15 protein-coding genes and 1 pseudogene are annotated in these 13,833 nt (G+C 29.8%); 6 read left to right on the top strand and 10 right to left on the bottom strand.

Annotated elements, in window-relative coordinates; genetic code table 11:
• Positions 1 to 15: 15 nt before the first annotated feature.
• The 6 genes from IGJ53_RS14630 to IGJ53_RS14605 all read right to left on the bottom strand — a co-directional run bounded on the left by IGJ53_RS14630 (position 16) and on the right by IGJ53_RS14605 (position 3,634).
• Complete coding sequence (locus tag IGJ53_RS14630; RefSeq protein WP_201065484.1) at positions 16 to 387, bottom strand: hypothetical protein; 372 nt, start codon at positions 385 to 387, stop codon at positions 16 to 18.
• A 302-nt stretch (positions 388 to 689) separates the two neighbouring features.
• The gene (locus IGJ53_RS14625) at positions 690 to 911 is read right to left on the bottom strand and encodes a hypothetical protein (RefSeq protein WP_201065486.1); all 222 of its coding nucleotides are present in this window, start codon (positions 909 to 911) and stop codon (positions 690 to 692) included.
• A gap of 397 nt (positions 912 to 1,308) precedes the next feature.
• Positions 1,309 to 1,512, bottom strand: a complete 204-nt coding sequence (locus IGJ53_RS14620) for a hypothetical protein (RefSeq protein ID WP_201065489.1) — start codon at positions 1,510 to 1,512, stop codon at positions 1,309 to 1,311.
• 9 nt (positions 1,513 to 1,521) lie between these two features.
• Positions 1,522 to 1,944, bottom strand: a complete 423-nt coding sequence (locus IGJ53_RS14615; protein WP_086324091.1) for a hypothetical protein — start codon at positions 1,942 to 1,944, stop codon at positions 1,522 to 1,524.
• A gap of 422 nt (positions 1,945 to 2,366) precedes the next feature.
• A complete protein-coding gene (locus IGJ53_RS14610) occupies positions 2,367 to 2,927 on the bottom strand; it encodes a hypothetical protein (protein WP_259742140.1) in 561 nt (186 codons plus the stop codon).
• A gap of 461 nt (positions 2,928 to 3,388) precedes the next feature.
• Positions 3,389 to 3,634: a hypothetical protein gene (locus tag IGJ53_RS14605; RefSeq protein ID WP_201065494.1), complete on the bottom strand. Its 246-nt coding sequence runs from the start codon at positions 3,632 to 3,634 to the stop codon at positions 3,389 to 3,391.
• A 286-nt stretch (positions 3,635 to 3,920) separates the two neighbouring features.
• Between IGJ53_RS14605 and IGJ53_RS14600 the strand changes: the two genes are divergently transcribed.
• From IGJ53_RS14600 to IGJ53_RS14590, 3 genes are all read left to right on the top strand, one after another.
• On the top strand, positions 3,921 to 5,450 hold the full coding sequence (locus IGJ53_RS14600; protein ID WP_438750588.1) for a helix-turn-helix domain-containing protein: 1,530 nt from the start codon (positions 3,921 to 3,923) through the stop codon (positions 5,448 to 5,450).
• A gap of 590 nt (positions 5,451 to 6,040) precedes the next feature.
• The gene (locus tag IGJ53_RS14595; protein WP_425268222.1) at positions 6,041 to 6,247 is read left to right on the top strand and encodes a hypothetical protein; all 207 of its coding nucleotides are present in this window, start codon (positions 6,041 to 6,043) and stop codon (positions 6,245 to 6,247) included.
• Between the two features lie 385 nt (positions 6,248 to 6,632).
• Positions 6,633 to 7,082 carry a helix-turn-helix transcriptional regulator gene (locus tag IGJ53_RS14590; RefSeq protein ID WP_201065538.1) on the top strand — a complete coding sequence of 150 codons (450 nt, stop codon included), beginning with the start codon at positions 6,633 to 6,635 and terminating at the stop codon, positions 7,080 to 7,082.
• Between the two features lie 191 nt (positions 7,083 to 7,273).
• On the opposite strand, the gene IGJ53_RS14585 is transcribed toward IGJ53_RS14590, so the two are convergent.
• The gene (locus IGJ53_RS14585; protein WP_201065535.1) at positions 7,274 to 7,768 is read right to left on the bottom strand and encodes a hypothetical protein; all 495 of its coding nucleotides are present in this window, start codon (positions 7,766 to 7,768) and stop codon (positions 7,274 to 7,276) included.
• A 279-nt stretch (positions 7,769 to 8,047) separates the two neighbouring features.
• Between IGJ53_RS14585 and IGJ53_RS14580 the strand changes: the two genes are divergently transcribed.
• From IGJ53_RS14580 to IGJ53_RS14570, 3 genes are all read left to right on the top strand, one after another.
• Positions 8,048 to 8,365 (top strand): hypothetical protein, encoded by a 318-nt coding sequence (locus IGJ53_RS14580; protein ID WP_201065540.1) that lies wholly within the window; start codon positions 8,048 to 8,050, stop codon positions 8,363 to 8,365.
• 35 nt (positions 8,366 to 8,400) lie between these two features.
• Positions 8,401 to 10,371, top strand: a complete 1,971-nt coding sequence (locus IGJ53_RS14575) for a BspA family leucine-rich repeat surface protein (RefSeq protein ID WP_438750585.1) — start codon at positions 8,401 to 8,403, stop codon at positions 10,369 to 10,371.
• Positions 10,372 to 10,619: 248 nt separating this feature from the next.
• A complete protein-coding gene (locus tag IGJ53_RS14570; RefSeq protein WP_201065554.1) occupies positions 10,620 to 11,138 on the top strand; it encodes a hypothetical protein in 519 nt (172 codons plus the stop codon).
• Positions 11,139 to 11,566: 428 nt separating this feature from the next.
• On the opposite strand, the pseudogene IGJ53_RS14565 reads toward IGJ53_RS14570, so the two are convergent.
• The 3 genes and pseudogenes from IGJ53_RS14565 to IGJ53_RS14555 form a co-directional block, all read right to left on the bottom strand.
• Positions 11,567 to 11,656 (bottom strand): annotated as a pseudogene (locus IGJ53_RS14565) (helix-turn-helix domain-containing protein); the annotation flags it as partial.
• Positions 11,657 to 11,675: 19 nt separating this feature from the next.
• The gene (locus IGJ53_RS14560) at positions 11,676 to 12,023 is read right to left on the bottom strand and encodes a hypothetical protein (RefSeq protein WP_438750583.1); all 348 of its coding nucleotides are present in this window, start codon (positions 12,021 to 12,023) and stop codon (positions 11,676 to 11,678) included.
• Complete coding sequence (locus IGJ53_RS14555; RefSeq protein ID WP_438750581.1) at positions 12,016 to 13,341, bottom strand: Y-family DNA polymerase; 1,326 nt, start codon at positions 13,339 to 13,341, stop codon at positions 12,016 to 12,018. The genes IGJ53_RS14560 and IGJ53_RS14555 overlap by 8 nt, the downstream gene beginning before the upstream one ends.
• Positions 13,342 to 13,833: the final 492 nt, after the last annotated feature.

Raw genomic sequence — 13,833 nt, 5'->3', positions numbered from 1 at the left:
AAAATATTATCACCACTAATCAATTAAATTCCACTCAATAGAAAATAATTGGTGAAATACTTCTTCATTTACAATAATAAAAATATCTTCAGTAATCTTAACCACATAATCCCCATAAACGATTGATTTCGCACCAGAAGGAGTTAAAAAATTAACGGCGCTATTTTTATTGTATTTTTTAGTTTTATTTAGTTTGTAAGGTAAACAAAAAATTTTTAGCTCCTTAAAACTTTCACAATTTTTATAATAGAAATAATCAAAGGCCTGTTTTGCAATAGCTACAGTTTTTCTATCTTTTCCTCCTTCGACAATTGTCACTAATTCATTGAGTTTTGGATCTTTTGCTAAATAGCTTTCTCGATTTTTTATTTCAAACTCTCTTTTCAAATCATTGTTTCTCCTTTTTCTTAGATATGAAATTATGTAAAAAAGTTCCCTATTGATAATCCGAGTGAAAATAAAAAAACACCTACTTCATCTTATCAGTTTAGAGGACTTTTTTTATACCTCGTTGGAAACTTTCCGGAACCACCTGCTATGTAGGTGGTTTTCAAAATACAAAAAACTTCTGTTCTATCTAGAACAGAAGACTAAAAAAACTATTGAAAGGTAAGGATTAGCAACAACGATACAATATCGTTGTTTTTTATTATATCAAAACAATTTTAAATATTCAATATCAGATCAGTCTACAAAATATTATGATTATTGAAATCTTCTTTTCTATCATACTTAGGAAATGTATATCCTTTTTTTCGGAACTCATTTTTCGAAATAAGATATCGCTCATTCCCATAATTTGTTTTGTGCTCAATAACAAATGTATTTTTCTCAAAACTAACTACTTTTCCTGTACAGTAGCTCCCATTTACATCAACAGTAGATATTTTCATTCCTTCTTTTATTTGCATATCTCTTTCACCTGAAATTTACTTGATTTCTGCTATCTGTAAGATTAGCAGTACCTCTATATATGTATTTAACGCGTATTTTCCCTTCAACTTATAACAGAAAGCTTTTATCTGAAAAATAGATAAAAGCTTTCAAATGACATGATTGTAAGTTTCAAGAAGTGTATAATTATGTTAGCAAACACAAAAAAACAATTCAAGTATTTCTTAAGAACAATTTTAACTCATCTGAGATTACCTTAATAAATAATTAGCTACAAAAATAATTCAAAATTTTTTCTATATCTTTTTTGTCCCAATTTACATCAATGACTATAAAATTCTTGAAATCTTCGATTTTATGAACACTTTCAATTAGAAAAAAGAATGTCGACTAGACACTCTTTTTATAAAATCATTATTTTTCTTTTTGATATGTTTTTTGGTCTCTTTTTTTTCTTTTTTCTTCAGAATCTTCTAGATTAGAAATTGATTTTTGAATTTTTTGCGTCTCCTGTAAAGTTCGCTGAACTTGTAAAACTGATTCTTCTTTCGGTAAATTAATTTTACTTAGAATATCGCTATCTTGATAAAAATTTGGTGTGTTCACAAATTCTGGCATAAAAAATCACTACTTTCTAGTTAATGTTCCTGAATAAGTCGCAATCCAATTGTTTCCAGCTGATTTATAACTTTGTAAATACAATTTTCCATAGTACCAATAACCATTTCTTTTTTCTTTCCAATTCCGTGATTGAGGAGGTCTAGAAGGCCAACCAACTTTATCAAAAATCATCGTTCCTGTCACTCGTATTGTTTTAGAAGCTGCTCGAGCAAGTAATGGAGAAACTATTAAATAATTTTCAGTAACAGTTAAGTCGTTAGTTGGGCTACCAATGGCTATTCCGTCCCTATCTAAAGGAGTTAATTCTTGGTTATTATCTACTACAGTAGTTGGTTCATTTGCACTATCAGCAAATGTAGGAATTGTAGTTCCAGTTACACTAATTCCAATAGTTAAAATACCTAAAGATAAAATAAACTTATTTTTCATTGTCTATCACCACGAAATCAAAATTCAGAAAACGCTCTCTAAATAAATCATAACAGATAAATCAAGTTATATACTAGAAAATTCATAAAATATATTTTTAATGTCATAATCGTTTAAATTTTCTTGCTTGACATTTATTTACAAAAAATATTGCCATTTAAAAAGAAAAGTGACAACTATATAGAATACAAATAATTTTAAACTTTATATATCAATTTATTTTTTTTTAGACTTTATTATGTCTAAGACAACTAAGATTAACACTAAAAATAAACCAGATTTGTATAATTGCCCTCCGCTTAGCATATTAACAATTATAGCAACAGCTATAGCAAATATAAAAATACGAATAGTAGCTATTTGCGGATTCTTTTTAGTAAATGATTTTAATGATTTAGGTATCAAAAACATCACTCCTTAACTTATAACGTTGAATATCTAGTAGCTACAACTCTTCCAGCTGCATTATATCCTCTTTGGTAATAAAATCCAATCCAGCCATTACCATTTTTGTCCCATACTTTTGCAACTGCATTTCCTGGAGAAGCACCTTTTTTAGTCCAACTTGCACCTGTTAACAAGCCCCCAATTGCCCAACCTGGAATACCAAACATAGCAGTACTAGCTTTTCCTCCTGCCCAAAAGGCAGCATTAATAGCATTAGCAGCTACTCCAGTGGTTACAGCAATATTTGTATATTCCTTTTTGCCCCATCTTGCAACTACAGCTCTTGTCATGATATCTGAAGAATTTGCAAAATCTTTCGCACTATAACCATCCTCATATTTAGTTACGACCATACCATCTTCAGTATACTCAATAACTACATTTTCAGTGGTATTGTTTTCGTTTAATGATACCACTTGGGAATCTTCTGAAGCATAAACTATAGTAGTTGACGGTAAAACAATTGACCCGATAGTTAACAAAGCTACCCCTAAAGTAAATTTTTCATAGAACTTCCTCCTGTTATAGAAAAACAAACAGAAAACGTTTTCTTTGTAAAAGTCATATAATGAAAGGTATAGGTTTGTCAATATGTTCTGCTATCAAAAAAACTTACATTTTTGTTATAAAGGTATAGTTATTTCTAAATAGATAACTATGTTATATTAAGGATTAGGTGACATAATGTACAGTAGGAAAAGTAGCCTGTCATTTTTATATTTAATTGGCACAGTTTTTTTCTAATTATTTGTCATATTCATAGTCAACTATAGCTACAAAAGCAACTAATTTTGGAGATAGATTGAGATATTTAAAAATCTATCATGAAAAATTAGTTGCTTTTGTCACTTAGCGCTGAAAATTTATGCCATTTATCTAGAAAAATGACACTTCTGCCCATAATAGAACAGAAGTCTGAGAAAATATTGAAAAGGGTTAGAAATAACGATATATATTATTATCACTAAAATAAAGAAAAGAAATGTTTCAAAAATACTTACATATCATCAAAAAATTTTTCGATTTTTTCCATTTCTTTTTCGTCGTATTTATCATATTTATCTACTTCATGCAGCAAACGTTTGATTTCATGAATAGCTTTTTTCTCTTCAATCCATTTTTTAAACTCATGTTTTTTATCTTCATCAATATTGTCAATTTTTGTTAATTCTTCATCTAATTTTTCAATCGTTTTTACAATTTTTTCGACAACTTTCTCTTCTTTTTTATCAATGTTTGCCATAAAAAACACTCCTTTTTTATTTATTACAGATAAATCATAAGAAAAATAAACAAAGAAAGCAATCGATAACAAAAAATTACTTTTTATTAAATAAATCTATAAAATATAGAAATCACAATTTTTTCAAAAAATCAGCCACTATCTTTTCAATTCTCTACTGCTCATTTGTAGCATATATCCTCTCTTCAAAACTCGCCAAGGAAAGAATCTCTTATATTTCCTTTTCTCTATCGAAATTGGTATGGTTGATATGTGGGGGAACTTTTATATAAAAGGGGAGTTTCTAATGATTGAACAATATATAGAGAAGGATATTTTACGGCAAATAAAATTTGTAGAATATTTGTTAGATAATGATAAGCTTCGAGTATCTGATTTAGCGAAACATTTTTCAGTCTCCAATCAAACAATCTTTAATGATATGGAAAATATCAATGTGACATTGGAAGGAAAAATGCAACTAGTTAATTATCATGGGTATGTGTCGTATTTCAAATTAGAAAAAGAGAAAAGCAATTATGATTTATTGCGAAGAATGTATAGTGAATCTAAATTTTTACGTATTTGTGCACGATATAGTTTGAACCAAACTAATTATACAGAATTAGAATACCATGAATTTCTTTCCGTATCGACTATATTCAAGTTGAAAAAAAGAGTAGAAAAGCTTTTGGATGAAATGTCTGTTATCCAAGATAAAGAAACCAAGACAGTTCATGAACTGAATTTTCGTTACTTTGTTTTGGCAGTGTGGATGCGTTGTGATTTATTAGATGAGTATGTTGATCCAAACTTATGGAATCAGTGTCAAGATTTGGTAGATCTATTTCAAAAAGAATTGGCCAATGAATTTATGGAAGTCGATCATGATTTATTGATGAAAGGTATCTATTTATCGATCGTAAGGATGGCAGCTGGTTATAAACTTCATGTAGAATCACTCTTTTTAACAGCGAAAAAACATCCTTATTTCCAACCAGTTTGGGAGTTATTCCAAAAAGCCTTTCCTAAGAAAGAAATTCCAATAGAGGAAGGGGTATTTTTGACTCTATTATTGGCTTTGATGCCATTAAATACCTGTAAATATCAAATCAGTCAACTTTTTTATACAAAAGAACAAGAATGGATTCGTACAGTATTACCAGAAATAGAACAGCTGATTTTATTATTTGAACAAAAATTTAAGTTACCTTTGAAGGGAAAATTTGAATTTGAATATGCAGTATCCAGCTTTAGTTTGTCCTTAATTTGGAATGCGCAATCATTTTTACTGAAAAAGCACGTGTATTTAACACGCGAACAACAATTACTCAAAACACGATTACGTCAGGTGATCTTGGAATGGCAAAAACACTACTATCCTCAAGCGTTTCCTTTAATGGAACGTCCTTTGGATCTCTTTTGTCTACAAGTTTGTCCGACGTTAATGGAAAAGCCAAAACACAAGCAGCTGATTCTCGTAATAGCTCATGATGAAGCCACGCATATTCTTTATCGAGAAAATTTGATGCGTCATATTTATGAAGAAGAATTTGAAGTCGATGATACGATGTATTATACGTTGGAATCGATTCCTAACTATTTAAGAAATTCAATTATTCTTTGTGATCGAAATGTTGTGAAAGATTACGTAGAAATACCTAAATTGAAGTACGTGTATTTTTTATCGAACAATCATGTAAATCAAGAGTTGAAAATGATTACGGATCAATTCAAGCAACAGCTTTCTGAAAAAAATTCCCCTATTGCATCAACAATAGAGGAACATTTTGCTATAAACTCTAGCCAGCCGAATAATTACGTGAGAAAAAAATAATGTTTTGATAAATAGATAATATCATATCAATGGTATTTCTAGATAGAGAGCTTATTTTATATTTTTTGTTTTTTTAAATAGAAAGAGAAGGACTATTCTTCCATTTATATGAGTAATATTGTGAATAATATTGGACATTTTTCTATCTAAATGAACATTTACAAGTATTCAATATCAGAAAACATAATAAAAATAACACTTTTTTTATTTATATCTCCCGTCAAAAATATTGTTTTATTTATAAGCTTTTGATATTCTTAATTTACTCCAAATTTCAAGCAAGCATAGTTTGTTATATTTAGTAGGAAGTACACTATCTCCCAAAAACTGCTCTGTTTAGAGCAGTTTTTTCTACTAGTGTATATTTTTCAACGTGTATAATAATATTAGACCACCTATCAAAAAAGTAGGCATTACATCGTAAGAATATTTTGTCAATAACAATGGAGGAAAAAGGAATGAACAGATTAAGTTGGATCAGATTTAGAAAGATTTTGTTTATTATTTTAGCATTTATATTTGGAACATTACTTGCTAAACTTATCTTTTCAATGTTCTTAATCCCACGATAACAGCAAGGGAGAGTATTTATGATGAAAAAATCACAACTTCTTATTGGTTCAATTATTTTAGGTATACTAGGATTTAGTCCTATGCTATTGTCTGTTATCAATCAAGGAAATAAAAAAGGTGAATTAAAAATAAATCTAAATTACTACAATAGTCCTAATGAGGCATTTTTTGTAAAAGAATCGGACAAGCAAAACAAGACTGCTCTAACGAGCAGTTCAAAATGATATTATCCTATTCATCAATAATAAAAAATATTGCAAAATGAGAAAGTACAAAAAAGCAGATCAAATGCTCAAAAAAAGAACAAATCTTTAAAAAGTGACAGATAAAAATACACAAAGAAATGAAAGAAACAAATCGTATAAAATTAAGCTTTAGAAAGTCTTTTTAACTAAACCAATTAAAAATCACAAAGTTAGCTGCTCTATCCACTGGTAGAAGGGCTACTGGGCATACTGTACATTATGTCTACTATCTCTTAATATAACTATTTAGAATTTAATTTAAACGATTATGAACTTAAAATAATCATTGAAGAAATATAATTAAAAATCAGATATCATCATTGTATAATATTAGAATACTATTATTTGATAAAAGGATTAACTAATGACTGTAGGAAGTACTTTAAAATATCATAGAAAAAAAGCAAATTTATCTCAAATTGAGCTTGCACATAAATTACATGTCAGTCGTCAATCTATATCTAGTTGGGAAAACGATCATTCTTATCCTTCTTTAGATAATTTAATAGCTTTATCTAGAATTTATCAAACGTCTATAGAAGACTTATTAAAAGACAATGAATCATTAAGAAATAGGTTATCTGTACATCATGATCAACTATTAGAATGCGAACAAAAAATATATCAAATACAAACTCAAGTAGATAATTTAAACCAAGATTTAAACTATGATAAAGAAGATCAATTTTTATTTTGTATTACTTTAATATTTATAAGTATAACTTTAGCTCCTTTAGGACTTGTTATTCCTATTATTTACTTTATTAATAAAAAGAAAAAAAGAAAGAAGAGATTATTTGAAAAAGATAGCTGAAAAAAAATGGTTCTATTGGATTATTGCTTTTGTTATACTTTTATTTTATATCCTTTTCTATATCACTAAAAAAAATGTTTTTTTAATAGCTTTTCTTGTATCATGGATTAGTTTTACCCTTTATGGTTTTTATCTAATTCTACATGAACTTAATAAAAAATCCGATTAGTTAAAACTAATCGGATTTTTTATTAAAATACTAACGTCATAATAGCTGCAGTTACAATATTTGCTACATTTTTACTCATGCCAACTTTTCTACATGCATTATATACAGCATCTTGAATTGTACCAGTCGCATTCTCTATAAAACTTAAAAGAGTATCTAGCCCTGTATGTGCCGCAATATATCTTTTAACTGATTTAGGTAATTTATTATATCCCTTTCTAATAGCCTTTACTGCCCAAGTAAATTTTCCTCTTTCTTTATGTTGTTCTTTACTATTTATAACCATTCCTTCTTGAATATAAACAGGATTATTTAAATTGTCATGATAGTTTATAATATCAGCTTCTGAAAAACCTAAATCTCTCAATTCATTATCGCTCAAACCTTTAAATTGATCACTTTCTACAGAAACATTTTTAATTTCATCTGCTTGTATAATTGTTGTTCCCACAGGAATTGTAGCAGATAATAAAGTAATTGTTGCTAATCCAACAGTAATAAATTTAGCATGCTTCATAATTGTTTCACTCCTAAAAATATTTTGCGTAAAAATTACAAAATTATCTTATCTACCTTATTGAATAAATAAAAGAAATTTTAACTTTACATAGCTTTACATTTATATTGTTGATTTGATTTTTTATTTCACTGATGTCTGTAAATGTATTTATTCCAACCGTTATAAGCAGGAAAGGCATTATATTGCTCATTTCTGGAATACAACTACCTGTAATTATAGTTCTAACCCCAATTATGTTATAAAATAATAAAAAATTTAAACTAGGAGGAATATTTTATGAAATTAACAAAATTTTCTATAATTTTAGCTATTATTGAGGGCATTATTTTATATTTTGTATTGCCTACTAATCAATTCTTCCTTTATTTTGGGATACCTGCGATTTTAATAGTCAATGGCGTAAGAATCTTTGAACAACGAAAAAAGTTAGCTTTACCTAATCGTTGCAAAGCATCCATTCCATCAAAAATAAAACAAGCAAAACTTTACAAAAAAGGCTTTATATTTTTTAGAGAAGAAAAACTATCTGGTTTTAAATATTTATTCAATCATTTTATTTCTATTATTGATTTTAGAAATTATCTTTATATATAATAATAAATAATCAATTATAAAAAGGAGAATATTTTATGTTGAAAAGGAAATATATGTTAGTTGGATTAAGTACAATAACAATTCTTAATCTTTTATCTTTTCATACAGAAAATAACCAAGCAGAAGAATTGTTATCTACATATGATAGTAGTATAGAAAATCAAACAGTATCTTCCACTTCATCCGAAGAAAATTCTACGATTGATTCTTTAATTAATGCAGACTCTTCGACAAAAAAATCAGAAACAGAACAATCAACTCAAAATTCTAAAACAGACACCATTACTGTACAAAAAATGACAGATGAAAACAAAGATAATACTAAAAATAATCAATCAGCTAATTTTAACCTAAGTGATTGGCAATATACAGAAGCTGCAGATACTATTACTCTTAACAAATATATTGGTACTAGCAGTGAAATAACTATTCCTGGAGAACTTAATAATAAGCAAGTTATTATTTATAGTATTCAATCAATTAAATTGCCTACTAATATGACAAATCTTGCATTTCAAGCAAAAAATAATAGACAGGTTATTATTAATTATCCAGACATGAGTGCTGTTTTTCAAAATAATAACCAAATTAATAGTATTGATTTTTCTGGTTTAAATATGGATAATATTACTAGTATGCTTAACGCATTTTATAATTGTACTAATCTATCTTCTATTTCTTTCGGTAATAATACATTACCAAAACTTACTAGTTTAGTTTCAACATTTTCTAATTGTGTTAAGTTGAAACAAATTGATATGTCTCAGCTTAATCTAGATAATGTAAATAGTATGAATAGAACTTTTTATGGTTGTTATACCTTGGAAAATGTAGCTTTTGGAACAAATAAACTTCCTAAAGTGACTAGTCTTGCAAGTACTTTTTATAATTGTAGTCAATTACAATCTATATCTGGACAATTTACCTTAGATTCTGTAAATAATTTAAATGGTACATTTCTTAATTGTAGTAGTCTAGAAAATGTTGATGTTTCTAAATGGAATGTTTCTAAAGTAGCTTATTTTAACGATTTATTTAGTGATTGTTTTTCATTACACGAATTAGATTTATCAAATTGGAATATAAATAGTAGCGCAGATATTTCTGGGATGTTTTATAGTACTCAACATTACTCACTTTTTCTATTAACCAATGATGAAAGATTATTGAATTATGATTATGTTGATGCTTGGATAGATCCATATGGTCCTACACTAAAAGGAAATGGAGGAACTTTCAATAATAAAGCAAGTTCACTTAGCTTTTTAGGATCTCCTGCTATTCGTCCATCGGATCCACGAATTCAAGACAATACATTTAAAAATGAATTATCTAATTTTATGAACGAAAATATCCCAAATCGTACAGACTATGCATTTACACAATGGACAGTTAGTGGAACATCATTAGAAAATGCTCAAACAATCAAAGATTTATTTAATACTACTTATACGGCACAATGGATCAGTTCTAAATATAGTACTTCGGTAGATAATACGGTTTTGACGACTAGTGCTAATCTTGATTTTGCCTATATTCCAACACGTTTTACAACAGCAGCTACACCTATAAATAATTCTGGAAATCAGGAAATTCCGTTGCTAAAAACAGAAACATTTAATATTGGAATAAAAGATCGTACACGTACTAATAAATCCTGGTCCGTGACAGCACAATTAACGTGGGACAATCCACAATTAAAAGACACGTATATTCAAACCTATAATCCTGGTGGCGCAACGAATCAAAATATTAGTACAGGTTCTGCGCCTTACGATCCATCTAAGGATTTGGTTGTGAATCAAGATGGCGTAAATGGCATACCTGATGTAAAAATTAGTACTTCTGCCCCAATTCCAATCATGGAAAGTAATAGTCAAACTAATAAAAATGCCGTCTATGACTATGGATTAGGAGAGGCAAAACTGGTTATTCCGGAAACACAAAATATTCAAGTGGGTTCTTATACTGGCAACGTGGAATGGAATTTAATCTCTGCTCCTTAAAAATAACGTTTTACCTAGACCAATATAAATTCACAAAATCAGCGCCTGTATCCTTCGATAGAGGTGCTATTTGGGTTAGTGTACATTATGTCTACTATCTCTAAAAATAACAATTATTTATTTGTTTTTTGACGATTATGAATCCAAAAAAGTATTTTATGAAGTTAATCGTCATTTTGAATAAAAATATTTTATAATTCACTGAGAAAATGTTTTTTTAAATATATTTTATGTTCGAGGTGATTTTGATGAAAAAACAGTTATTCAAAACATTTTTATTATCCACTTCTATTTTAACTTTAGGAGCTACTGTTATTCCTAGTGGAGTAGTATTCGCAAGTGAATTAGTGGAGGAAGATTCAACTAACTCTACACTTGTAGAAATAAATGATCCTACAGTTATTATCGAAAAAACGGACGAAGGTATTGTTGTAACAAAAATGGAAAGCAAAGCTAGAGCTGCCGTAGCTCGATGGGGCGGATGGCAATATACAAATGTTGCCGTTTCTAAAGGAGTAGCTGCGAACGCTATCAATGCTGCTCTATATTCTGGTATTGGAGCAGTTGCAGGGATATTTGGTGGTATACCAACATGGGCATTACAAGGTCTATTAAATGGTGCTAGTTGGACAAAATATGGATCTAAACCAGGTCAATCTGTAGCAAATTTATGGGATAAAAACAAAAATGGCTGGATTGGTTTTTACTATCAACGTGGATATGACGGAGCAGGAAGAGTAGTGGCAACTAGGTATAAAACGTTATGAATAAACTCATAGTATTAGTTAAGCATTTTGTAATCAAACATCCTTATCTTAGTGTAATTTTATTAGGCTTACTTTCTAGTTTATTAGGAATAGCTATCGAATATATTATTAATCGCGATTTTCTTTATCAAGGAATATACGGACTAATTTTTTATTATCTTATTACTCTTCCATATGTAAAATTTAAGTTATCTAAAAAAAAATAGCTCTACCTAATCTTTAAAAAGCAACAATTTTACCGAAGATGAAACAAGCGAAACTTTACAAAAAGTGGCTATCATTTGCTAGCCTTTTTTGTATTGTGAAGCGTGGATTTTGAGGGAGGATTTGAGCATGGAATGAAGAAGTTGGATTGATGATTCACTTTGGATTAGGATATGATCAATCGTAAAATAAGTAAATACCAAATTTTTACTTAGGAGTTTCCTTTTTTCTTCTATTTTATTAAGGTAACGGTAAATAGTTGTCCTAGAAACATGCCAACGTTCTGCGAAGGTTTTAATCAGTGCCTTGCTATCTCATAATGTTGAATAATATTCATAATTGACTCCACTTATCGAGATCTTGGATTTCAGCATAGCGTACTTCATCATAGTGAACTTTATGATCACCAACAAATATTCCTAATTCATCATGCCCTATAATTTCACCTATAATATCATCCGGATAGTAGCCTTCAGAATCTTGTTCTTCTTTTTGAATACAAACAGTTTTCCTTTTAAGGACAGCAGCGTTCAATACTTCCGTAATCTCTTCAGTCACCATTTGTTCTTTTGCTAAGTTTTGATTGGCTCGCTGTTCATTGTCCGCATCAATTTCTTCCGTGTGATCTGATAAATAGAACCCTGCCCATTTCAAACGTCCTCGATCGTTGTAATCAATCATTATTAAGCTCTCCATTTCCGCCAGCATGTCCACCAACAAGTGTGCTTCTAGTAATGCTTCTAGCGCCTTCTAACATCGAAGAAGCATGTACAATCGACGTAAAACCATATTTTTGCCGAACCTTGTCAATAATTTTATCTAAATTTTCTTCGTCAATTTGCTTTTGTGGATCACTAAATAAATCCAGCTGAAGCGAATCGGTGTACACAAGCTTGCTATAGGTTATTCCAACGTGCCTTACTTCTTGTCCTTCATAATACTTATCAAACAAGAAAAGACAATAATTCTGCAATTCCTTTGTATTGTCTGTGATAGGGATTTTCATCTGGTGTGAGAACCCTGGTCTCGTTTCTAAGATCGATGTACCAATGTTTAAATGGACACATCCTGTTTTACAGTTATGCTGTCGAATACGTGCAGCCACTTGTTCCGCCATTTCTTTTACCACGATCTCTACTTCTTCTTTCCTCGTATAATCCTTCGGTAGCACCTGAGAATTGCCATAAGATTTCTCTTTCGTTGGTTCTGGTGGTTCTGCGATATCCGTTCGATCAATCCCATTCGCATGAAAATAGAGCTGTAGCCCAATAACCCCTATTTGTCTCTTGAGCGCGTATGGGTCCCAATTGGCTAAATCTTTAATACTCAGAATCCCCATGTGGTTCAATCTTTTTTTCATGCGTGATCCGATACCCCAAAAGTCCGTCATTTCTTTAATCGCCCAAATTTTTTCTGGCAAATTTTGATACGTCCATTCCGCTATAAATCCCTTATTATGCTTGGCTTCATTATCTAAGGCTAATTGAGCTAAAACAGGATTATCACCAATACCGACGGTCGCGATCAAACCTGTTTGACGGTAAACGTGTAACTGTATCTGTCTTGCGAGCTGTTTTCGTCTCTCACTTCTTGTACCAGGTGTCGTGAATAAGTTCAGCGATTTTGTTACCTTTAGAATCGACTCATCGATGGAATAAATCAATAAGTCTTCATCTGCGACGTATTGCCGAAAAATACTATTTACTTCCATATTTTTTTTGATATATAAGTTCATCCTTGGTGATACAATGTGTAATTCTTTAGGCAAAGGATAAGGTAGATCACGAGGTCTACTGACATTCGTGATTCCATATTTACTTTTGGCAGTTGGTGAAGCGGCTAAAGTAAGTCCTGACCCTGTATTATCTGCTCGACTCATCACAACTAAAGCCGTTGTTAATGGATTTAAATTTCTTTCAACACATTCAACGCTCGCATAAAAACTTTTTATATCGATCAAAAAGTAATCATTTACCGGTTCATTTGAGTAATCAAGCACAACAATCTCCCCCATTCCATCACAATTACACAAACATACATTCGTTTTTGCAAAGGGGAACTTCCTAAAATTAAAAAAATCAGACAAAAATGTCTGACTTTTATTTTCCCAACTAAATTAGCTATTATAATTAGGTTCCGATTCGCCCTGTTTGACCAACTATATAACCTATGGATTCTAAATGACCTTAGAATCACCGTATGAACACTAAATATCATGTCATTTTCCATATTCAATATAGATTTTCTTACTTGGACAAATAGATAACCCAAATTTCGTCTTGGCTAGATCGATATATTTTAATGTAACTTTTTCTTTTGACACTACTTCTCAAATTTATGAAATTACCTTGAATGGTTAAATGTTGATCCTCTTTCTATTTTAAGACTCATAAAAATTTAGATTATTAATTTAATTATATGATAAAGCCAGCAATCGTTGCTCAACTACTGATAGACTAATACCAAACCAATTATCAACTAAGTACTATTC

Origin of the sequence: Enterococcus sp. DIV1283b (assembly GCF_051710965.1) — a bacterium.
GTDB classification, from domain to species: domain Bacteria; phylum Bacillota; class Bacilli; order Lactobacillales; family Enterococcaceae; genus Enterococcus_B; species Enterococcus_B lactis.
The sequence above is the reverse complement of the archived record's forward strand: the minus strand, read 5'-3'. Positions and strand labels throughout refer to the sequence as shown.